The 22,628-nt window shown below is 39.9% G+C and carries 25 protein-coding genes; 10 read left to right on the plus strand and 15 right to left on the minus strand.

Going from position 1 to position 22,628, the window contains the following annotated elements:
• The first annotated feature begins 66 nt into the window (after positions 1-66).
• Together FTU75_RS02055 and FTU75_RS02060 are read left to right on the plus strand one after the other, a co-directional pair.
• Complete coding sequence (locus FTU75_RS02055; protein ID WP_180023337.1) at positions 67-636, plus strand: nicotinate-nicotinamide nucleotide adenylyltransferase; 570 nt, start codon at positions 67-69, stop codon at positions 634-636.
• 85 nt (positions 637-721) lie between these two features.
• A complete protein-coding gene (locus FTU75_RS02060; RefSeq protein ID WP_180115003.1) occupies positions 722-1,288 on the plus strand; it encodes a YceI family protein in 567 nt (188 codons plus the stop codon).
• A 16-nt stretch (positions 1,289-1,304) separates the two neighbouring features.
• Here FTU75_RS02060 and FTU75_RS02065 read toward each other — a convergent pair whose 3' ends face one another.
• Positions 1,305-2,192 carry a LysR family transcriptional regulator ArgP gene (locus FTU75_RS02065; protein WP_180115004.1) on the minus strand — a complete coding sequence of 296 codons (888 nt, stop codon included), beginning with the start codon at positions 2,190-2,192 and terminating at the stop codon, positions 1,305-1,307.
• A gap of 139 nt (positions 2,193-2,331) precedes the next feature.
• On the opposite strand from FTU75_RS02065, the gene FTU75_RS02070 reads away from it, so the two are divergent.
• A complete protein-coding gene (locus tag FTU75_RS02070; protein ID WP_180115005.1) occupies positions 2,332-2,931 on the plus strand; it encodes a LysE/ArgO family amino acid transporter in 600 nt (199 codons plus the stop codon).
• 59 nt (positions 2,932-2,990) lie between these two features.
• On the opposite strand, the gene FTU75_RS02075 is transcribed toward FTU75_RS02070, so the two are convergent.
• From FTU75_RS02075 to dapD, 5 genes are all read right to left on the minus strand, one after another.
• Complete coding sequence (locus tag FTU75_RS02075; RefSeq protein ID WP_111883962.1) at positions 2,991-3,449, minus strand: peroxiredoxin; 459 nt, start codon at positions 3,447-3,449, stop codon at positions 2,991-2,993.
• Between the two features lie 134 nt (positions 3,450-3,583).
• Entirely contained in the window at positions 3,584-3,991 is a 408-nt protein-coding gene (locus FTU75_RS02080; protein ID WP_078192024.1) for a hypothetical protein, read from the minus strand.
• A gap of 13 nt (positions 3,992-4,004) precedes the next feature.
• Complete coding sequence (gene queC, locus FTU75_RS02085) at positions 4,005-4,676, minus strand: 7-cyano-7-deazaguanine synthase QueC (RefSeq protein ID WP_078190349.1); 672 nt, start codon at positions 4,674-4,676, stop codon at positions 4,005-4,007.
• Positions 4,677-4,705: 29 nt separating this feature from the next.
• Entirely contained in the window at positions 4,706-5,416 is a 711-nt protein-coding gene (queE, locus tag FTU75_RS02090; RefSeq protein ID WP_180023340.1) for a 7-carboxy-7-deazaguanine synthase QueE, read from the minus strand.
• A gap of 112 nt (positions 5,417-5,528) precedes the next feature.
• Positions 5,529-6,350 (minus strand): 2,3,4,5-tetrahydropyridine-2,6-dicarboxylate N-succinyltransferase, encoded by an 822-nt coding sequence (dapD, locus tag FTU75_RS02095; protein ID WP_078192022.1) that lies wholly within the window; start codon positions 6,348-6,350, stop codon positions 5,529-5,531.
• Between the two features lie 374 nt (positions 6,351-6,724).
• Between dapD and carO the strand changes: the two genes are divergently transcribed.
• Positions 6,725-7,435, plus strand: coding sequence for an ornithine uptake porin CarO (carO, locus tag FTU75_RS02100; protein ID WP_180023341.1), 711 nt, complete (start codon positions 6,725-6,727; stop codon positions 7,433-7,435).
• Between the two features lie 57 nt (positions 7,436-7,492).
• On the opposite strand, the gene FTU75_RS02105 is transcribed toward carO, so the two are convergent.
• The 8 genes from FTU75_RS02105 to FTU75_RS02140 all read right to left on the minus strand — a co-directional run bounded on the left by FTU75_RS02105 (position 7,493) and on the right by FTU75_RS02140 (position 15,561).
• The gene (locus FTU75_RS02105) at positions 7,493-8,707 is read right to left on the minus strand and encodes an OmpP1/FadL family transporter (protein WP_180115006.1); all 1,215 of its coding nucleotides are present in this window, start codon (positions 8,705-8,707) and stop codon (positions 7,493-7,495) included.
• 162 nt (positions 8,708-8,869) lie between these two features.
• A complete protein-coding gene (locus FTU75_RS02110; RefSeq protein ID WP_078192020.1) occupies positions 8,870-9,793 on the minus strand; it encodes a CysB family HTH-type transcriptional regulator in 924 nt (307 codons plus the stop codon).
• Positions 9,794-9,848: 55 nt separating this feature from the next.
• Positions 9,849-10,910 (minus strand): sulfate/molybdate ABC transporter ATP-binding protein, encoded by a 1,062-nt coding sequence (locus tag FTU75_RS02115; protein WP_180048716.1) that lies wholly within the window; start codon positions 10,908-10,910, stop codon positions 9,849-9,851.
• An 11-nt stretch (positions 10,911-10,921) separates the two neighbouring features.
• On the minus strand, positions 10,922-11,809 hold the full coding sequence (cysW, locus tag FTU75_RS02120; RefSeq protein WP_078192018.1) for a sulfate ABC transporter permease subunit CysW: 888 nt from the start codon (positions 11,807-11,809) through the stop codon (positions 10,922-10,924).
• Positions 11,806-12,639: a sulfate ABC transporter permease subunit CysT gene (gene cysT, locus FTU75_RS02125; protein WP_078190342.1), complete on the minus strand. Its 834-nt coding sequence runs from the start codon at positions 12,637-12,639 to the stop codon at positions 11,806-11,808. Before cysT ends, cysW begins: the two co-directional genes overlap by 4 nt.
• Before the next feature lie 85 nt (positions 12,640-12,724).
• Positions 12,725-13,330 carry an alpha/beta hydrolase gene (locus tag FTU75_RS02130; protein WP_180115007.1) on the minus strand — a complete coding sequence of 202 codons (606 nt, stop codon included), beginning with the start codon at positions 13,328-13,330 and terminating at the stop codon, positions 12,725-12,727.
• A 33-nt stretch (positions 13,331-13,363) separates the two neighbouring features.
• Entirely contained in the window at positions 13,364-14,377 is a 1,014-nt protein-coding gene (locus FTU75_RS02135; protein ID WP_180115008.1) for a sulfate ABC transporter substrate-binding protein, read from the minus strand.
• 176 nt (positions 14,378-14,553) lie between these two features.
• Positions 14,554-15,561: a sulfate ABC transporter substrate-binding protein gene (locus FTU75_RS02140; protein ID WP_180115009.1), complete on the minus strand. Its 1,008-nt coding sequence runs from the start codon at positions 15,559-15,561 to the stop codon at positions 14,554-14,556.
• 161 nt (positions 15,562-15,722) lie between these two features.
• Between FTU75_RS02140 and pabC the strand changes: the two genes are divergently transcribed.
• The 6 genes from pabC to FTU75_RS02170 all read left to right on the plus strand — a co-directional run bounded on the left by pabC (position 15,723) and on the right by FTU75_RS02170 (position 20,719).
• Positions 15,723-16,532 (plus strand): aminodeoxychorismate lyase, encoded by an 810-nt coding sequence (gene pabC, locus FTU75_RS02145; protein WP_180115010.1) that lies wholly within the window; start codon positions 15,723-15,725, stop codon positions 16,530-16,532.
• 1 nt (position 16,533) lies between these two features.
• Entirely contained in the window at positions 16,534-17,586 is a 1,053-nt protein-coding gene (mltG, locus tag FTU75_RS02150; RefSeq protein ID WP_111883970.1) for an endolytic transglycosylase MltG, read from the plus strand.
• 9 nt (positions 17,587-17,595) lie between these two features.
• Positions 17,596-18,201, plus strand: a complete 606-nt coding sequence (tmk, locus tag FTU75_RS02155; protein WP_180022487.1) for a dTMP kinase — start codon at positions 17,596-17,598, stop codon at positions 18,199-18,201.
• 68 nt (positions 18,202-18,269) lie between these two features.
• Positions 18,270-18,689 carry a PaaI family thioesterase gene (locus FTU75_RS02160; RefSeq protein ID WP_180115011.1) on the plus strand — a complete coding sequence of 140 codons (420 nt, stop codon included), beginning with the start codon at positions 18,270-18,272 and terminating at the stop codon, positions 18,687-18,689.
• Between the two features lie 195 nt (positions 18,690-18,884).
• A complete protein-coding gene (locus FTU75_RS02165) occupies positions 18,885-19,841 on the plus strand; it encodes a hypothetical protein (protein ID WP_180115012.1) in 957 nt (318 codons plus the stop codon).
• An 11-nt stretch (positions 19,842-19,852) separates the two neighbouring features.
• A complete protein-coding gene (locus FTU75_RS02170) occupies positions 19,853-20,719 on the plus strand; it encodes a histone deacetylase (protein ID WP_180115013.1) in 867 nt (288 codons plus the stop codon).
• Positions 20,720-20,770: 51 nt separating this feature from the next.
• Here the strand turns inward: FTU75_RS02170 and nadB are convergent, their stop codons facing one another.
• Positions 20,771-22,417 (minus strand): L-aspartate oxidase, encoded by a 1,647-nt coding sequence (nadB, locus tag FTU75_RS02175; protein WP_180115014.1) that lies wholly within the window; start codon positions 22,415-22,417, stop codon positions 20,771-20,773.
• Positions 22,418-22,628: the final 211 nt, after the last annotated feature.

Raw genomic sequence — 22,628 nt, forward strand, 5'->3', positions numbered from 1 at the left:
TCGACATTATGTCGCATATTTCAGCCTGTGGCACAACTGCTCAGTTCATAAAAAGTTTGATTTGATATGAAATATACATTTGATTATTTGGTTTTCATTGGGCGTTTTCAGCCGTTCCATTTAGCGCATTTGCAAACCATTAAAATTGCCTTACAACAAAGTCAATATGTGCTTTTAGCACTGGGTTCGGCGCAAAATGAACGTAATATCAAAAATCCATTTTTGGCTGTAGAACGTGAGCAGATGATCCTGTCGAATTTTTCAGAGCAAGATCAGAAGCGAATCAAGTTTGTGCATGTGATTGATGTATATAACGATGAAAAATGGCAAAAGTTAGTCAAATCTTTGGTAGATGATGTAGTTGAAACGAATGCAAAAGTCGGTTTGATCGGGCATTTTAAAGATGATTCTTCTTATTATTTAAAATTCTTCCCCGAGTGGGAAATGGTTGAGCTGGATAGTCTAGAAGGGGCGATTTCTGCGACACCAGTACGTGAAGCGTATTTTCGTGGTGAAATTGAAAGAGATGCCTTTCCTCAAGGTACCATTGATTTTTTGCAAAAATTTCAACAGACAGACATTTATAAACAACTTCAACACAAATTTATGACTCAGGATAAAACAAATCTGCTATAAAAAAACGCTAAATTTCTAGCACCACAATGGAGTAAAAAATAAACATTGTAGTGCTTTTAGGCTGTGTTTTATTCAGGAGAAAAACATGAATTTGCGTCAGGGAACGTTTGCAAAATATATGGGAGCCTTCGCTTTATGCTGCGTATTTCCCCTACATGCTGCTGAATGGACGCTAACGCCTAATAGTCAGGTCACTTTTGGTATTAAATCTGTGGGGCTGTCTATTGTAGAAGGCCGCTTTAATAAGGTTCAATCGAACCTAAAATTTGATCCTGAAATTCCGCATAAAGGTTCAGCGCATTTAGTGTTAGATGTGGATAGCATCAGTTTTAGTAACCCAAGCTTGAAAGGATTAATCTTGGGCAGTGAATATTTTGATGCCGCTGAATTTAAGCAAGTGAAGTTTGTCAGTAAACAAATCGAACCCGTGGCTTATGCCAAGTATATGATTCGAGGGGATCTCACCATTCGTGGCATCACTAAGCCTGTGATCTTCGATACCACACTTGCCCCTAGTCCACAAAATCCAAAAGTGTTGGATGTTCAATCTTTAGCAACCATTAAACGTAGTGATTTTGGTATGCGTAAAGCACTTGGTGGTGTTGGTGAGCAAGTATTGATACAGCTCAAAGGCCAATGGCGGATTGAATAACCCTATTTTGCTGGCTTCAACACATATGATCTTTGGCGTGTTGTAGCATAAAAGCAGTTATTTTCTGTAATTGAATTGATTGTTGGTTCCAATGATGCCAATACAAGGCTAAATCAATACTGAGTTCTGTTGAAAGCTCTATCAATTTTCCCGCTGCTAATAAGTCTTTGCTTTGATAGTCGGGTAACCATCCATAGCCCAAGCCCATCGTAATGGCATCAAAAAATGCCGTTGAAGAGGGAATGAAATGATGCGGATATTGTGAAGGATTGAGTCCGAAATTTTTCTGAATCGATTGTGTATGCAGGTCATCTTTCTCATTAAAAATCAGTGCAGGCGCAGCCCTTAAGGCATTTCGCGTCACGCCTTGACCGAACCATCTTTGGATAAAATCAGGGGTTGCTACAAATCGATAATGCATTTCACCCAAATATTCTGCAATGCAGCCCTTCATGGCTTCCGATTCTGTTGTGACACAGGCATTGACTAGTCCTGCTTCTAATAAATGATGAGTTTGTGACTGATCATCGACCTGAAAATGAATCACGATTTTTTCTTCAATTAAGAGATTTTTGAGTAGCGGAAGCAACCATGTCGCAAGTGAGTCAGCATTGGTTGCAATATTGACTTGATAGAAAGCATTCCCCGTTTGTCCTGTTAGATTTTGCAGAAAATTATGTTCTAATAATTTGCTGTGTTGTAAATAATGCAATAAAGATTGGCCTGCAAGTGTTGGGCGGCACGGACGTTCACGTACAATGAGCACATGACCTAATTTCTTTTCTAAAGTTTGCAGCCTGAGCGTGACCGCAGATGCCGTAATGTTTAAACGTAGTGCAGCTTGTTCAAAGCTTCCTGTTTCAGCAACCGCAAGAAATGCTTCACTATGTTTGCTTTGTAGCATGAGTCACCTATGAGCATTAGAAATTTTATAAACTAAGAAAAACTTAGTTATAATGATATTTATTTATAAATACTTATTTTTAACAATAAGCTTCGATAATAGCAACATTCATTTAATGCTTTGAAAGTGTAGTTAAAAAATGTTGCACAGTTATATGCAAGGGCTCGCAATTGGATTTAGCCTAATTATCGCGATTGGTGCGCAAAATGCGTTTATTCTCAAGCAGGGGTTAAAAAAGCAGTATGTCTTTTGGCTTTGTGCTATTTGCGCAGCTTCTGATTCGATACTCATCTTATTGGGAGTGCTCGGATTCTCCCAATTGGTTGAAAGTCATCCGGAAATTGTGAGTGGAGCGAAATATTTAGGCGCAACGTTTTTAACAGTTTATGGGGCACAGCATTTTCTGCAAGCCTTTAAAACTTCGAGCAGTTTAGCGCCCAGTGAGAAGAATGAAACCAAATTATTGAAACTGGTACTGATTTGCTTGGCTTTAACGTGGTTAAATCCACATGTGTATCTCGATACGGTTGTGCTGATTGGATCTATTTCCACGAAGTTTGAATCGACAGCCGTATATTTTGCGATTGGGGCAATTACAGCTTCATGGGTATTTTTCTTTGTCCTCGGATTTGGCGCGCGCTATTTATTACCGCTCTTCCAAAGTGCAAAGGCATGGAAAATTTTAGACTTTATTATTGGCGTTGTGATGTGGGGAATTGCAATTTCATTATTGCTCTAGTTAGAAGCTCTTATTAAGTTTGAGCCCATTCCTATAGGAGCAGGCTCAAATCATTACTTTTATGCTGCTTGTAGTGCTTTTAAATCTTCTAAGACTTGTTCTGCATGGCCTGCAGCTTTGACTTTGCGATATTCTTTTACCAGCTTGCCATGATGGAAAATAAAGGTTGAACGTTCGATGCCCATAACCTTTTTGCCATACATATTTTTTTCTTTAATCACGTCAAAATGCTGACATAGCACTTCTTCTTTATCACTGATTAAATCAATGCTTAGATTTTGCTTTTCAGTGAAGTTTTGATGGGCTTTAACCGAGTCACGAGAAATGCCGTAGATTGGTGTATTAAGCGCATCAAACTGATCTTTTAAGCATGAAAACCCAATGGCTTGCGTCGTACATCCCGGTGTTGAATCTTTAGGGTAGAAGTAAACAATCAGCCAGTCATTGTTAAGTTCCGCAAGGTTAACTTCACCTGAGGTAGTTGGAAAGGTTTGATTTGGTAAGCTAATTTCAGTCATGAAGATTTCCTTTTTCGTGTCTTATCCCTAAAGGGGCTTAAACAAAGTATGTGAAATATGACCATCATACAGAATTTACTTTGAACTTAAAGCAATAAAAAAGCCTGCATTTGCAGGCTTTTTTAAGACGAAAATTATTTTTTCGCTTGAGCAGATTTCATTGCTTCTTCAGTTAAATTTTTTAATTTACCTGTTAACTGAGGACCAAAACATGCTTGAAGGTCTTTATTTTGTTTTTGAACAAAAGCGAGTGTTGCAGGGCTTTTCTTCTGGTTGATTGTGCTTTGGATTTCCCATTTTTGAGCATTGGTTAAACGACCATCTGCTTCAACAGCACAAGTACAGTATTTGCTAACTTCAGCGGCAGTTAGTTTTTTACCTTTGCCAGTTTCTTCTTTACAAACATTAATTAACGAAGATTTTACGTTAGTGCTCTTATATGCTTGTTGAAGCTTGTCGTTGTCAGCGTGTGCAACTGAAGCAAACAATGCAGCTGCAGAGAAAGCAGCAGAAAGAATAATGTTTGATTTTAAATTTTTCATAAACCCTACCTTGTTATTTCGGTATGTAACGTGTCGGATCTTCAACACCTGCGTCAACGAAACCTTGTTTACGAAGACGGCAGCTATCGCATTTACCGCAAGCACGACCTTGGTCATCTGCTTGATAGCAAGACACCGTTTGACTGTAGTCTACGCCATGTTCTATACCTAAGCGAATGATATTTGCTTTGGATAAATGTAACAGAGGTGTTTCAAATTTAAGTGGTTTTCCTTCAACGCCAACCTTTGTTGCAAGGCGAGCCATGTTGGCAAATGCTTCGATAAACTCTGGACGACAGTCTGGATAGCCTGAGTAATCAACTGCATTAATACCAATGACAATCGCTTCTGCACCAAAAACTTCCGCCGCAGCTAAAGCATATGACAAGAAAATCGTGTTACGCGCTGGTACATAAGTTACAGGAATACCGGCTTGTTCATGATCAGGAACTTCAATGCTATGGTCAGTTAACGCAGAGCCACCTAAGTTACCTAAATCGATATTAATAACACGATGTTCTACACCAGCCTGCTTAGTTAACTCACGAGCAGCATCTAGTTCTGTCGTAGAACGTTGACCATACATAAAACTCAAGGCGATACATTCATAACGCGCTTGAGCCCAAGCTAAACAAGTGGTTGAGTCTAAGCCGCCAGACAATAAAACTATGGCACGAGGGCGCATATGCATTACTCCAAATAATTCTTTAAAACTTAACGACCAGTTTCATCGTTCCAAAGCAACTTATGTAATTGCAATTGGAAGCGAACAGGGAGATGGTCTTCTAAAATCCATTGTGCTAAATCACGTGCAAGTTGAGGTAAACGAACCGCACCTTTTTCTACTGCGAATGCAGGGGAGAACCAAATGGTGCTAACTTTTTCGTTTAGCTTATAGCGCTCAACTTGCTGTTTTGACCATTCATAGTCTTCACGGTTACAAATCACAAATTTGATTTGGTCGTGTTGAGTTAGATGATCGAAGTTGCTAAGCAAATTTCGTGCAACTTCACCCGAAGTTGGGGTTTTTAAATCCATAACTTTAGAAACACGCGGATCAACTTTAGAGACATCTAAAGCACCGCTGGTTTCTAATGAGACTTCGCAGCCTAAATCGGCCAGACGAGTCATGAGGGGAAGGGCGTTCGGTTGAGCAAGCGGCTCACCACCCGTCACGCAAATATAAGGGGTTTTAAAATCTAAAGTAGTTTGAATAATTTCTTCTAATGATTGGCGTTCACCGCCTTCAAACGAATAGGTTGTATCACAATAAGTGCAACGTAACGGACAGCCCGTTAAGCGGATAAAGACCGTAGGCAAACCTGCGGTATTGGCTTCACCTTGCAATGAATAAAAAATCTCCGTAATACGTAAACCCGCAGACGGATCAGAAACAGGAATAGCGGAAGATCGAAGGGTACTCATAACAAAATTAACCAGATATAAAAAAACAAAAAATCTCTACGATTATTGCTAACCGTAGAGACGAGGAGCGATAGAAGCTCCACGGAACACGAATGCTCCGCTGAAATAAAACTTAGTCTTCGCGTAATAATTCGTTCAAGCTTGTTTTCGCACGAGTTTTCGCGTCAACTTTTTTCACGATTACTGCAGCATATAGGCTGTATTTACCGCATTTAGAAGGCAGGCTGCCAGAAACCACAACAGAGCCAGCAGGAACACGACCGTAATGGATTTCGCCAGTTTCACGGTCATAAATCTTAGTCGATTGACCAATAAATACGCCCATTGAAATCACAGAACCTTCTTCTACGATCACACCTTCAACGATCTCAGAACGCGCGCCAATAAAGCAATTGTCTTCAATGATTGTTGGGTTCGCTTGAAGTGGTTCAAGAACACCACCAATACCAACGCCACCAGATAAGTGAACATTTTTACCAATTTGAGCACATGAACCAACGGTTGCCCATGTATCAACCATAGTACCTTCGTCAACATATGCACCAATATTGACATATGAAGGCATCAATACAACATTTTTTGCTTGGAAAGAACCTTTACGTGCTACAGCAGGTGGTACTACACGTACACCAGCAGCTTTAAATTGTTCTTCAGTCCAGTCAGAGAACTTAGTATCAACTTTGTCATAGAAGCGTAAGTCACAAGCTTCCATTGGTTTGTTGTCGTTCAATTTGAATGAAAGCAAAACGGCTTTTTTCACCCATTGATGAACAATCCATTCACCATCAATTTTTTCAGCAACACGTAATGTACCGTTATCTAGGCCAGCGATCACTTCTTCTACTGCTGTACGTACTTCAGCAGGACAGTCAGCTGCAGTGAAATTAGCACGGTCTTCAAACGCTTGTTCAATGATTGTTGAAAGCTGAGACATGTTCTTCCATCCAGAAAAAAATTTTCCAAGATTTTACACTAAATCGAGTTAAAAATAGATGGTAAATCGGCCTAGGATCGGAATTAATTATTAAGCAAGTACTAAAACCAAGAAATTAAGAGTGATGAATTTAGCATTTTCATAAGGTTTGTATAAAAAATACGCAAAATATACAGAATTGTTCCTTAACATCATTATTATATTTAAAAAAATGAAACAAAAACTCTTTATTAATCAATATTAAAATCTAAATGTATCAAAAGTTAACAAAAAATCAGTAAATTTGCATAAATGTTGAGCTGTGTTTCCTTTTAACATGTGCCATATAACAAGTCTGTAAAATCTGAATAACAGTTTATTTTGAGGAGAAACACATGAAATCATTACGTTTATTAACAGTAGCTGCTCTACTTACTGCTGCAGGTACTGCAATGGCAGATACCTCTGTAGTTCATGATGGCTATGCATTTGATCAAAACCAACTTATCCCAACTGGCGCTCGTCTAGAAGTGGGTACGACTGGTTATGGTGGTGCGTTACTTTGGACTGCGAACCCATACGTCGGCCTTGCATTAGGTTATAACGGTGGTGATATTTCATGGTCTGATGACTTATCTGTCGATGGCGTAAAATACGACATGGATATGGATAACAAAGTTGGTTACTTAAATGCAGAAGTTCGTCCTTGGGGTGCAAGTGCTAATCCATGGGCTCAAGGTCTTTATGTTGCTGCGGGTGTAGGTTATATCGACACTGAATATGGTTTGAAATCTACAGCGAAAAGCGGTGAAATCGAAATTGATGGTAAAGAAACTTCTTTCGAACGCCTAAACGGTAAAGTGTCTTACGATAACGATATCGCACCATACCTAGGTTTTGGTTTTGCACCAAAATTAAATAAAAACTGGGGCGTATTCGGTGAAGTAGGTGCTTATTACACTGGTAACCCAACTGCAAAATTAACGGCTGTTGGTGGTACTGCTGCTGACCGCGAATTACTTGCTGACCATGAACGTAGCATCGAACAAGATGACAAATATGAATGGCTTCCAGTAGGTAAAGTAGGTGTGAGCTACCATTGGTAAGTTCTTACTGAAACAAAAAAAACGAGCTTCGGCTCGTTTTTTTTTTTTTGAAAGCGTTTAAAATCTGTGACCAAATTTCAGACCATAGATCATGGCATCATTGTCTGAGACACTTGCAAGACCTGAAATATGAGATGTTTCAGTATTTGATGGTTTTGAGAGTTTCAGATAATACAAGCCAGTTGCTAGAAAATTGTTCGGGTTAAATTTATGCATCATACCTAAACCTAAACCTCGATAGCCATCACTTGGGTTTAAGGTAGACGCCGCATTTCCTGTCCCGTTGTCCCAAATAAATTCTGCAGCAGCGAGCCAACTCGGATTCAATTGATGTGCAATGCCCAACTTTCCTGACCATTGATCTTTTTGATATTCCACCAATTGGATATCAGCTAAATCACGGTATTGTGGATCGAGTGCTGCGTATTGAAGCACGGCATTAAACTGCGGTGGCTGAATGTTGAAATCTTTCCAATTAATCCACCGAACTGTGCCATATACAACATTGTATGGGCTAATGGCTGTTTGAAATTCAAAATTGACGCTTTGTGGCGTTTGAATGGAGGTATGGGTGTCTGGTACTAATTGAAAAGGACCATTTGAATATAAAGTTGATTCAAAGGTCTTATTTTCATGTTTGATTGTTGAACGATAGGTTAGGCTAGTTTTAATAGCATATTCAGGGATTTGATAACTGAATCCGAGCAGCCAACCAAGCGCTTCATCTTGTTTAAAATCGGCATGGTAGCCATTGAGAGCAGCATATTGTTGCCCAGAAATTTTTAAATCACCTTTAAATGTTTGTAGGCTTAAACCGCTATAAATATTCCAATTATTATTGGGTTGATAGCCTACCAGTCCAGTTAGGTTATGCGTTCTAAAGTTAATATCGGCGCTTTCAATATCGATATTTGAGCTATCTGGTAAGCGAGGACTATATTGATAACTGATATCAGTATGAAAAGGTTGCTCATAAATTAGTCCCGCAGAAATATTTTCATGTGCTTGAATTTTGAGTGCCAATTTCCCAGAAAATTGTTGATGGGCGAGATTCCCTGTAGAAAAATCAGTTACGCCTAGTTCACTAATTGAAGCTTGGTTCTGCACTTTCCCGTCAATTTGAGCATCAACATAAGCGAAACTGGCTTCAGTATAATTTCCGGGTTCAAGAAAGGCCGAGATCGATTGATCCGAGTTTTCTATCCCTGCTGCATACATGATTTGTATGGGGCAGACGATACCGACTGCCACTGCGACGAATTGATTTTTCATAAAGTCCTGGCTTATGGGTCGGAAGTAATGAGGTTTTAATTTTTATTGTGTTGGATGTATTTTAATCACAATTAAAAATAAAGCCAAGAAAACCTAGATAAAATATGTGTTTACCAAAAAAAGAGGACAGTAGGTGTCCTCTTTAATTCGTTAATTGGTCTATCAGTCTTCTGGGTAAGCGACTTTTTTCAACGCTTTGATGTCAGCATCTGGTGAACATAAAGAAATAAACTCATAGCCATAACCGCGTAGTAAATGTCCTTTGCGAACAGCAATCCAAGTGGTATTAACACCAAAAATATCGGTAGGAATCTGTTTTAAACGGTAATCTCGTTCTGGGTCATATGCCACATCGTTGACAATACCCACTCCCATATTAAGTTCAACATAGGTTTTAATAACGTCTGCATCAAGTGCGGACATCACGATATCAACATCAAAGCCTGAATCTTCAAAGGCTTTATCAATTTTTGAACGACCTGTAAAACCACCGTGATAGGTAATAATTGGATAGTTCGATAAATCTTCAATGGTGATATTTGATTTTTGGGTCAGTGGGTGCTCTTTAGGCGTAATGATGCTGTGTTGCCAGTTGTAGTAAGGCACGCTTGCCAGGTTATCTTCATTGGTTAATGATTCGGTTGCGATCCCGATATCCGCTTCACCTTGAAGGAGCATTTCTGTAATTTCAATAGGGCTTGCTTGTTGCAAAATTAGATGAACTTTTGGAAATTCTTTTTTAAATTGGTTCACAATCGGCGGCAAGACATAACGTGCTTGCGTATGTGTGGTCGCAATCGTCAATGTCCCTTCATCTACTTTGTTGAAGTCATCTGCTAGACGTTTAATATTGTCTGCATCTACAAGCATGCGTTCAACGATACCCAATAATGACTGGCCTGGTTCGGTTAAACCGAGTAAACGTTTACCTTTACGGATGAACAGCTGTACACCAAGTTCATCTTCTAGATCTTTGATGTGTTTACTCACGCCTGACTGCGAGGTGTAAAGTGCAGCAGACGCTTCTGTTAAATTAAAATTCTGACGTACTGTTTCTCGAATAATTCTTAATTGTTGGAAATTCATAATTTTATTTTACCTTAAAAGCAAGTGGGGCTTGTGAAGGCCCCAACTTATTGTTTTATGCAACTTGGTTTTCAAATAAATGCAAGTTCGTTGCACTTAACCATACCGTTTGATTTGGGCGGAATTGATGTGCTTTCGCTTCATCAGCCGTTAATGAAATTTCGATCAGATTGCCTTGGCGGTCATGCAGTTCAGCAATGACTTTACCTGCAATCCAAAGCTCACGTACAAAAGTCGCTTGGATGGCATTTTCTTGCGGCTGTGCATGAATACGCAGTTCATCCGGACGAGCAAAGGCAATGACATTGCCTTGCGGTGCATTGGCATTTTGTGGCAACAAAATTCGGTCTTCACCAATTTGAAAAAGGCCATTGCTATTTTGACCTTCAAAACGGTTGGCTTGACCTAAAAAGTCAAATACAAACGGTGTTGCAGGTTTTTCATAAACTTCACGCGGCGAGCCAATCTGTTCTACGTTGCCTTTATTCATCACAATGATTTGATCGGCCACTTCAAGCGCTTCTTCTTGGTCATGGGTCACGAAAATAGAGGTGATGTGGAGTTCGTCATGCAAGGTACGTAACCAGCGGCGTAATTCTTTACGAACTTTGGCATCCAATGCACCAAAAGGTTCATCCAGTAATAACACACGCGGTTCAACCGCTAAAGCACGTGCTAGTGCAATACGTTGACGTTGACCACCTGAAAGTTGAGCAGGGTAACGGTCAGCCAAGAAACCAAGCTGAACAAGATCAAGCAAACGAGTAACCCGCTTTTTGATCTCGGCTTCAGATGGGCGTGTTGCACGTGGGCGTACACGTAAACCAAAAGCAATGTTGTCAAATACGGTCATATGGCGGAACAGTGCATAATGTTGGAATACAAAACCAACTTCACGTTCACGGACATGAACTTTAGTGGCATCTTCACCTTCTAGAATGACTTGACCGCTATCGGCAGATTCAAGTCCTGCAATGATACGGAGCAGGGTGGTTTTGCCACAGCCTGATGGGCCAAGCAGCGCAACGAGCTGACCATCTGGGAAATCTAAAGAGATATTTTTAAGTGCATGGAATGCACCAAAGTGTTTTTCAATATTTTTTACTTGAATACTCATGAGGTCATTCCTTAAGAAACTTGTGAATCTTCTTTACGCTTGTCTTGTCGTTCCTGACGTAGTTCAACCCATGTTTTTAAAATCAGGGTCACAATCGCCAAGAGCGCTAATAGTGAAGACACAGCAAAAGCAGCACTAAAGGTATATTCGTTATAAAGGATTTCTACGTGTAGCGGTAAGGTGTTGGTTTCGCCACGAATGTGACCTGAAACTACAGAAACAGCACCAAACTCACCCATTGCACGTGCATTACATAGAATCACGCCGTAGATTAAGCCCCATTTGATATTTGGAAGTGTCACTTTCCAGAAAGTCTGCCAGCCTGAAGCACCCAATACGATAGCTGCTTCTTCTTCCTCAGTCCCTTGAGCTTCCATTAATGGAATCAACTCACGTGCCACAAAAGGAACGGTAATAAACACAGTAGCAAGGACAATGGCTGGAACGGCATATAAAATTTTGATGTCGTTATCCATCAGCCAGCCGCCTAACCAACCTTGAGTACCAAAAATCAATACCAACATTAAGCCAGCAATAACTGGAGAGACTGAAAATGGCATATCAATAATCGTGGTTAAAATAGATTTACCACGGAAATTAAACTTGGCAACAGACCATGCCGCAGCTACACCAAAGACGACGTTCAACGGTACGGCAATCACAGCTGTCAGTAACGTAAGTTTTACTGCTGATAATGTATCTGGATGTACCAGTGCTTGGAAGTAAACGCCAACACCTTGTTTAAAGGCTTCAACGAAAACCAAAACCAATGGCAGAATCAGGCAGCTTAAGAAGAAAATTAAAGCAATGATGATCAGGGTATAACGAACCCATGTCGGTTCACGCGTTGCATCACGCGACTGTAATTTTTCCGCAAGCGCATTACTGTTCGTATTCATCGTGCAGTTCTCCCTGTACGGCGACTTGCCCATGCTTGAACCAAGTTAATTAAGAATAAAATGGCAAAAGAAATCACCAGCATCACAACAGCAATCGTGGTCGCACCTGCATAATCATATTCTTCAAGGCGAGAGATAATCATCAATGGGGCAATTTCAGTCTTGAAGGGTTGGTTACCTGCGATAAAAATCACCGATCCATATTCACCCACACCACGAGCAAAGGCCAAAGCAAAACCTGTTAACAGCGCAGGAAATAGAATAGGTAAGATCACTTTGGTCACAATCTGAAAGCGATTTGCACCCAGTGCAGAAGCAGCTTCTTCAAGTTCAGTTTCTAGGTCGCTCAGTACAGGCTGTACAGTACGAACCACAAAAGGAATACCAATAAAGATGAGAGCCAAGGTAATACCGATCGGGGTATATGCGACTTTAATGCCAATGGGTTCAAGGTACTGACCGATCCAACCAGTCGGTGCATATAACGAAGTTAATGCAATACCAGCAACGGCAGTTGGCAATGCAAAAGGTAAATCAACCAATGCATCGACAATACGTTTACCCGGGAAGGTATAACGAACCAAGCACCATGCTAAGAGTAAACCAAAAACCACATTAACTAACGCAGCAATAATGGCGGCACTAAAACTCAGTTGTAACGATTTTAAAATACGTTCTGAGCTTAAAATCTCCCATAGTCCATCCCAACCGATACCTAAAGACTTAATAAATACGGCTGAAAGGGGAATGAGCACAATTAAGGATAAATACGCTAGGGTAAAGCCTAGAGAAAGACCAAATCCTGGCAGCACTCGGGATCGCTGCGACATGATGACTCCTCAAAATGAGAAAAGCTGACTTAAAAGGTCAGCAAAATTGAATAAATGATTTTGCGACAAGCTTAATGCTCAGTACTTAAAAAGCAAATTGAAATAAATACTTGTTTTCATCAGTAAAGCTGATATGTTTCATGTGGTTTTCTGAAATTAAGTAATTGAAAATTTCAGGAAATGGTCCAAAACCTGATGCAACATTAATGTGACCCACAGCGCCCATATTTACAGGGTAGAGCTTCCAAGCATCAGCAAGTTGTTTTGCATCGTCAAATGCTAGCCAAGGATCATTTTCACTAATCAACATCGTTGTCGGCACACGAATACTTAACTGATGAAAAAATGCTTTGTAATCCGTCGTACTGTCGCGTGCAAAGCCGTTTTCTCCAAAGCGTGCTGGATTGGCTGGCGCAACCAAAACTAAATTTTTGATTTTTTTATTAAGTTCTGGATACAAGGCCAATGCTGCCACCGTGGTTAAACAACCAAAGCTATGCGCCACAATTTGAATTTCACCCTGTAAAGGTCGTACGGTTTGAACGAATTGTTTAATCCAGTCTTTTAGTACAGGATGATTCCAATCTTTTTGCTGAACACGAGAGCTAGACATGAGCTGACGTTGTAACCAAGATTGCCAATGTGCGTGTTCACTACCGCCTACACCCGGGACAATTACTGTATGTGTCATGTCAAGTTCTCCTGATTCAGTCAATGAATGGTCTTATTTTCCATTGTTGGCTTTGACGATTTGGTCAAACACGCCGCCATTTTCAAAGTGTGCTTTTTGGACTTTATCCCAACCACCAAATTCTTTATCAATGGTTACGAGTTTAAGTGGCTTAAATACTGATGCGTATTGTGCAAGCGTTGTAGCGTTACGTGGACGGTAAAAGTTCTGAGCTGCGATTTGCTGACCACGTGGTGAATAAAGGAAGTTTAAATAACCTTTGGCTAAATAAAGATTACCTTTTTTCTCTGCGTTTTTTTCTAAAATAGCAACAGGGGGCTCAGCTAAAATTGAAAGTGAAGGGGTCACAATTTCAAATTTACCCGGTTGTTCACGAATCGCTAAATGTGCTTCATTTTCCCAAGCCAGCAATACATCACCAATACCACGTTCAGCAAAGGTCGTAGTCGAACCACGTGCGCCTGAATCGAGCACTTTGGTGTTTTTATAAATTTTACGGACAAATTCTTGAGCCGTTGTATCATTACCACCCGCTTGATGTTTTGCCCACGCCCATGCAGCTAAATAGTTCCAACGCGCACCGCCTGAAGTTTTCGGGTTTGGGGTAATAATACCCACGCCTGGTTTAACTAGATCGCCCCAATCTTTAATCGCTTTTGGGTTGCCTTTGCGTACTAAGAACACAATAGTTGAGGTATATGGCGTTGAGTTTTGCGGAAGTTTCTTTTGCCAATCTGCAGGTAAAAGTTTGGCTTTTTCTGCAATCACATCAATATCTGCTGCGAGAGCTAAAGTCACCACATCGGCATCTAAGCCATCAATGACGGCACGCGCTTGTTTACCTGAACCACCATGAGATTGTTTAAAATTAATTTTTTGACCTGTACGGCTTTCCCAATATTTACTGAAGTCTTTATTCACACTTTCATAGAGTTCACGCGTTGGGTCGTAAGATACGTTTAAGAAGTCTTTTGCAGCTGCGCCAAAAGAAACCGTCGAAATGACTGCAGCAAGAACACCCAATTTTAATTTTGCGGAAATACTCATGTGAACCTCAATAATTTTTACTTTATCTGTAACATGGGTGAAGAATAGCGCCAATCTTTATGCATAAAAAATAATTAAAAACGAATTTTATATGAATAAAAAAGATAAAAGGCATGTCTATGAAAAAAAAGCATCGACCTTATGCGAAAGGAAGATGCATTTCAGTATTTAAAGCATTATTTTGAATTATTGATCTTCACGATTTGGTCAAAGACACCACCATTTTCAAAATGTTTTTTCTGCACTTTGCTCCAACCACCAAACTCTTTATCAATCGTGACGAGTTTTAAAGGTTTAAAAACATTTTTATATTTTGCTAAAACTGCCGCATTACGTGGACGATAATAGTTCTGTGCAGCAATGGTTTGACCTGCAGGTGAGTACAGATAATTTAAATACGCTTTGGCTAAATTTTCATTGCCATCTTTCTTGGCATTTTTTTCTACAATCGCAACAGGCGGCTCGGCCAAGATAGAAAATGAAGGGGTCACAATCTCAAACTTACCCGGCTGTTCACGAATTGCCAAATGTGCTTCATTTTCCCAAGCCAATAACACGTCACCAATACCACGTTCAGCGAATGTAGTTGTTGCACCACGAGCACCTGAGTCGAGGACTTTGGTTTGCTTATAAATTTGACGGACAAATTCTTGGGCTTTTGCATCATTACCACCTGCTTGATGTTTTGCCCAAGCCCACGCTGCTAGATAGTTCCAGCGCGCACCACCCGATGTTTTTGGGTTCGGGGTAATAATGTCGACACCCGGTTTAATTAAATCGCCCCAGTCTTTAATGCCTTTCGGGTTGCCTTTATGCACTAAGAAAACAATGGTCGATGTATAGGGGGTTGAGTTTTGCGGAAATTTCTTTTGCCAGTCTTTTGCAACTAAACCACGTGCAGCAATTTCATCAATATCTGCAGCCAAAGCCAAAGTGACGACATCTGCATCTAGACCATCAATAACTGCACGAGCCTGTTTACCTGATCCACCATGAGATTGTTTAAAGTTAATGTCTTGGCCTGTGGTTTTTTTCCAGTAAACACTAAAGTCTTTATTGAAGTTGTCATACAATTCACGGGTTGGATCATATGACACATTTAAGAAATCTTTGGCAGATGCACTGAATGCTGTGGCAGAAATGAATGCAGCCAAAACCCCAAGTTTTAATTTAGATAGATTCATGTTGTCCTCAATTTTTATACATGTTTTGTTGGATGAGGCAAGAATATCTGTAGTTTTTATGCAGAAAAAATAATTAAAAAAGAATTTAATATGAACAAAAAAGAAATATATGCTGAGCGATTATTTTTTAAAATAAAGTGATGTAATTGGGATGACGACGTATGCAGTGTTTTAAAAATGCGCAGCAAATAGAACAAGTTAATTTACTTGATCGAGCCTTTCACTATGGCGATGGCTGTTTTAGCACGGCACGTATTCGCCAAGGACAAATAGAACTTTTAGCTTTGCATATTGCACGATTAAAATTGAGCAATGAGCGATTAAAGCTAAATGCAGATTTAAACCTTATTGAAGACACTTTAAAATTGTTACGTAAACAAGATATCGTCAATGGCACTTTAAAAATTGTGTTGAGTCGTGGTATTGGTCAGCGTGGCTATAGTTTGCCTGAGCATCCAGCAGATGTTTGGGTGTTTTATTACCCCAAAGCTGTTGCAGATTTTGAGTACGAAACTGTCGAAAGTGGTGTATTACATCAAGCCATTGGGTTAACCATGCCAAGTTTGGTGGGTTTGAAGTCCTTAAATCGATTAGAACAAGTTATGCTCAAAGCAGAGTTGGATCAAACCCCATGGGGCGAAGCTTTGGTGACGGATGTGCAAGGTACAGTTGTTGAAGGTGTGAGCAGTAATTGTTTTATTCGCACAAATGAAGGATGGATTACGCCTGAACTTCGTTATAATGGCGTGCATGGTGTCATGCGTGCAGAAATTTTAAAACGGATGCAGCAGCTTCAGATTCCATGTACTCAACGTCACGTCAATATGGATGAAATTACGCATTTTCAGAGTGTTTTTTTCTGTAATGCCTTAAGTCCCATGAAAATTGCATCAACTCTGAATGGAGTTGAGTTAGATGTTCAAGCTTGTATTGAACTTTTCCGAACACTTCAATTAAGTCAGATTCGTTAATATGTCCACCGTGTCTAAAAAAACAAATAAGAAAAAATCTGCCAAAGCAGGTTTTCCATTTAAAGCATGTTTGGTTGTGCTACTTGGTATCGTTGTACTTGTGGCGATCTTACTGTGGTCGAGTTTGTTTAAAGCCTATCCTGTGGAAGGCAAAAAGCAAATGTTGGCGATTGGAGCAGGGGATACCTATTCAGGATTTATTGACAGACTAGCCAAAGAGAAACAAGTTCATTTTCCTATTATTTTGAAGTTGTACCAAAAGTTCATGATCAATGACACCTTAAAAGCAGGTGTGTATGAAATCCATGAAGGCATGAGTGTGCGAGAAGTTATGGAGTTGATTTCTAATTCTGAAAATGCGCAAATGAATCGAATTTTAGTGATCGAAGGGACGACATTTAAGCAACTGATAGATGCTTTAAAAAATGACCCTTTGGTGACGCATGACATCAGTCATTTACCGTATGCAGAAATCTTAAAAGAGCTCGGCATTCCGTATTCACACCCTGAAGGATTATTTGCACCGAATACGTATTTCTTTGCAAAAGGCGAGTCTGATCGAAAAATTTTGAAGGATTTATATAACCGACAAATCAAAGCCTTAGATCAGGCTTGGAACAATCGAGCTCAAAATTTACCGTATAAAGATAAATATGAAGCCTTGATCATGGCATCGATTATTGAAAAAGAAACCAGTATTGATAGTGAGCTTGAACAAGTGTCTGGTGTATTTGTGCGTCGTCTCAAACAAGGGATGCGTTTGCAAACAGATCCAACTGTGATTTATGGCATGGGCGATAAATACCAAGGCAATATCACTCGCCAAGATTTACGTACACCTACAGCATATAATACTTATACGATCAATGGCTTACCGCCTACACCGATTGCTTTGCCGAGTCAAAAAGCTATTGAAGCTGCAATGCATCCTGATTCATCTAACAATATATATTTTGTTGCAACAGGAAATGGCGGCCATAAATTTAGCAGTAATTTGCAAGACCATAACCGCGCGGTACAAGAATATTTATCTGTAATTCGTGCGAAAAACTAAGGAGTGAGCATGTTTATTAGCTTTGAAGGCACGGAAGGTGTGGGTAAAACTACACTCATTCGTAAATTACATGATCATTTCCAAAATTTGGGTAAAAATGTCGTACTTACACGTGAGCCGGGTGGTACACCTATGGCTGAACAAATTCGTGCATTACTTCTGGCCGTCAATCATGATGAAGCAATGAGTGATGATACAGAGTTGTTACTTATGTATGCTGCACGCGCACAGCATTTGGCGCGCGTGATTTTACCTGCATTGGCAGAAGGTAAAATCGTTTTATGTGATCGTTTTGCCGATTCGAGTTTTGCTTATCAATGTGCAGGACGTGGTTTAGATCGTGACAAGCTCAATGTCTTAAATGCAAGTTTTGTTGCGCGTATACCGGATATTACTTTTTGGTTGGATGCTCCAATTGAAACGGGGATGTTACGTGCACGTGAACGTGGTGCTTTAGATCGTTTTGAGCAAGAGAAAGCAACTTTCTTTGAAAAAGTGCGTTCAGGTTTTGCTGAGATTCATCAAACGCATCCTGAACGAATGAAACGCCTTGACGCAACCCAAACACCTGAGCATGTATTCCAACAGGCATTATCGCAACTACAGCAGATCTAAAATGCCATAGTATTTGTTAGGTAATTGATTTAAAAATCATTCATAGCAAAAGTTATGGATGATTTTTTATGCATGCTACAAAACAGGAGATTATCAATTTCCTTAAGACTGAATTTGCGCCAAGCTTAAAGCATTGCACTATCGTTGAAGTTGGTGAAAAGGCTGCCACTTTAATTTGGCATGTGACTGAAAAAGATTTGCGGCCTGGCAATACTGTTTCAGGCCCGACTATGATGACTTTGGCGGACTTTGCATTGTATGTGGCAATACTTGCAGAGATTGGAATTGTCGGACTTGCAGTCACCACAAGTATGAATATTAACTTTTTAAGGAAGCCTGAGGCGAATAAAGATTTGCGGGGAGAATGTCGATTACTTAAAGTCGGTAAAAGTATAATTTATGGTGAAGTGTTGGTGTATTCAGTAGGTGTGGATGAGCCCGTTGCACATATAACAGGGAGTTATTCGATTCCTCCGCAGCGACATTGAACTGAAAATATGCAGTTGATCCATTAGATTGGATTAAAATGCAGCAGTCTGTCTAAATAAATTGTGCATTGGTTGGTGAATTTTCTGCATAGTGTATTTTTATTTGCATAATTTCAAGAGCTTAGTGGAAATCAATCAACTCATAAGTGTTATTTTAAATCTATAATTGAATCACAGATTTGATTGGTTAAATACATGACTGCTACTGCACATGAAGTTGTTCGGCTCTTTCAGGAGCATGCATATCCTTTGTCAGAAAAATTGACAGAAATGTTGAATGAGCATTACTCACATCAAACTGAACGACGTGGCTGTGGCTATACCCAAGCCACACGTGTGTTAGCTGAATATATTAATGTGCCGCGTGCATCACATGAATTTCAAGATCTCAAACTTTTTGATCAATATGACACGCATGGTTTACGCAAAATTTTAGATCATAGTCGTGCTTATCATTTAGATTTGTCTAGTTGGCGTCATCTAGATTTAAATCAAAATATTCAGCAATTGAAACAATCCCCAGACTTTTACGAGGTTTTACAGAAAGAATTACATCTTCAAAAAAGTTTGCGTCAAATTCAGCAACATGCAAATTTGGAAGAAAGTAAGCTTATTTGTACCTTGATTGAAGATCTGATTTTGCCAAAATCGTCAACTGAAAACCAAATCGTTGAAGTACAAGCACTGGCTAAAAAGCCAAAAGTTGGCTCTTGTCCAATGGCTGAAAATTTCTTTTTAAAAATTGCACATCGACGTGTATTTCGTAGCGGTGAAATTAATATTTTTGTAGATGAATACGGTCAGCCCTTATTTATGGAAAAATTAAATATGGGGGATAACCATTCTTGTATCAGCTTGAAACCTGTACTCATGAATGGTGTCCGTATTCCAGCCGGTTCACTTTTTTCCGTGAGTTATGATGCTGAACAATTAGTTGAAAAACGACAAAATCGTGAGTTTAAAGGTTTTGTGATTCCTTATCAGGCCATTTCTGGGTGGTGGTTTTTACGCTTAACGACTTTGTCAGTGTCGCCTCAAAATCGAAAGCGTGCCTTCAGTACACATTTTCAGCAGCAAGTGGATAATGGTCTGTATAGCCCAGGTACGACTGAGCTTCAGCAATTAATAGATGTGGCAATAGCGCAACTTTGAGTGTTTCCATCATGTTAGATGTATGCTTTTCGCCAAAATATTTTGCTCATACTCATACCAATAGTATGGAAAAATTATTGGCGGTTGGAACAGCTTTAGAACAATGGCAGAACATCAGAATACATGAGCCTGAGTGTATCGACGCTGAAATTTTAAGCCAAGTACATGATCCTGTTTATGTGGATGCTTTTATGACAGGGCAGCCCGCTAAGCTTGCGACCTTTTCAGGTTTTAAGCCTTGGAATACTCAGCTTCGAGATGCCGTGCTGAGAATCAATGCAGGGCAGTTGATGGCAGCAGAAATGGCTTTGCAAAGAGGTATTGCAGCAAATGTTGCACAGGGTTTTCATCATGCAGTGTATGAATATGGCGGATCATTTTGCACATTCAATGGTTTGGCTTTGGTGGCACAGCAGAATCCGAATAAAAAAATCTTTGTACTCGATTGCGATCAACATGGGGGGAACGGCACAGCTGAGTTTACTAGACGGTTAGAGAACCTTTTTAATTTTAGTATTTATGGGCTACATTTTGGTTGTCCTACTTATGAACGTTCTTTAACACGGCATGTGCATAAAGATCGTGGAAATTTCGCACAATATACTTTGGCTATACATGAAGGAATTCAGCAAGCTAAAGCATGGGGTGCAGATTTAATTATTTATCAAGCAGGGATGGATTGTCATCATGCTGACCCTTTTGGCTCATCATGGTTTAGCACCGCTTTGATACAAAAACGTGAAGAAATGGTCTTTAACTTGGCTAAACGTGCAGATATACCATTGATGTTTGTATTGGCTGGGGGCTATCAAAATATGAATGATCTTGTAAATCTGCACTTAGAAACTTTCAAAGCTGCACTACATATTTATGGATAGTAAGATCAAAAAAAGCCGACTTCATGTGCGGCTTTTTTTGATTTAAAAGTTTTAAGAAACTAATTCAGTATTAACTACAGGGCAATCAACCGTGAAATCGGGTGGACTTAACACCGTTTTACGTAGTTCGTCTGCTTGTTCAGGATAGTCTAAAGTGAAATGCAGACCACGAGACTCTTTACGTTCCATTGCACAGCGCACAATCATTTCTGATACCAATACTAAGTTACGGAGTTCAATCAGATTTTTACTGACTTGGTAATCTTGGTAATACTCGGTGATTTCACGCTTAAGCATTTCAATGCGGTGTAGGGCACGTTGGAGGCGCTTGGTTGTTCTGACAATACCCACGTAGTTCCACATGGTTTGGCGAAGCTCGTCCCAATTTTGCAAAATCACCACGTCTTCATCAGGGTTGGTCACTTGCGAGTCATCCCATTCTGGGACATGAGGCGCCTGATAAGTCCCTTGATGTTGTGATGTGATATGTGCTGAAGCACTCATACCATAGACGAAACATTCAAGTAAGGAGTTACTTGCCATACGGTTTGCACCATGTAGGCCGGTATAAGAGGTTTCCCCAATGGCATATAGGCCTGGAATATCGGTCTGACTGTTTTCATCAACCACAACGCCACCACAGGTGTAGTGTGCTGCCGGAACCACCGGAATCATTTCTTTGGTAATATCAATACCGAGTTCCATTAAGCGTGCATACAATGTTGGGAAATGTTCTTTGACAAATTCTGCAGGTTTATGGGTGATATCAAGCCAAACATGACGGATTCCTAGACGTTTGATTTCATAATCAATAGCGCGCGCTACGATATCGCGTGGTGCTAATTCGGCACGCTCATCAAAGCGCAGCATAAAGCGTTCACCATCTGGAAGACGTAAATAGGCACCTTCGCCACGCATCGCTTCGGTAATTAAGAAAGAGCGAGCTTGAGGATGATATAAACAGGTTGGATGGAATTGGTTAAACTCCATATTGGCAACACGGCAGCCTGCACGATACGCCATGGCAATACCATCACCCGTCGCAATGTCGGGATTTGATGTATATAAATATGCTTTCATGGCACCACCACAGGCAAGGGCAGTGAAGGGTGCTAAAAAGGTATGTACTTTTTCGGTTTTTTCATCTAAAGCATACAGACCGAGAGCACGGTTTTCAGTTTCAGGATTTAATTTTTGTGCGGTGATTAAATCGATTGCAATAAAATTTTCAAAAATATGAATATTGGCTTTTTCTTGCGCACGTTCAACCAATGTTGTGGAAATAGCACGACCTGTGGCATCTGCTGCATGGATAATCCGCCGGTGAGAGTGACCACCTTCACGTGTCAGATGTAACTGTTCTTGTTCGTCTAAAGTAAATTGCACACCCTGATTCAGTAGAAAATCGACAGAAGATTTACCACCTTCAACGGTTTGTTTTACCGCCGCCATTTCACATAAATGCGCACCGGCAATCATGGTGTCATTGATATGCTGTTCAATAGAATCTGTTTTATCGAGAACGGCAGCAACACCACCTTGCGCATAATATGTACTGGCATCCGTCAGCGTCGATTTAGCTAAAACAGCAATATTAAAATGATCTGGTAGCGATAGGGCTAAACTTAGGCCTGCACCGCCACTTCCCACAATAATTACATCAAATTGATGTATCGTGTTTAAATTAGACATGTCCATCAGCTAATTTTAAAAATGTCCGATCATCACAACTGTTTTTGCCTAAAAACGCAATGACTATAAATTAACTAAATAATGAAAAATATTCATAGATCTGTAATATTTAAGGAATGTTTAAGATTGTTTATCATAAATAATCATCAAACATTTTATTACGAAGCTTAGACTTGCATTGTGATAAAAACTAACGTATTTCAAATGATAAGCACAA

Origin of the sequence: Acinetobacter sp. YH12140, from assembly GCF_013418475.1 — a bacterium.
Classification (GTDB): domain Bacteria; phylum Pseudomonadota; class Gammaproteobacteria; order Pseudomonadales; family Moraxellaceae; genus Acinetobacter; species Acinetobacter amyesii.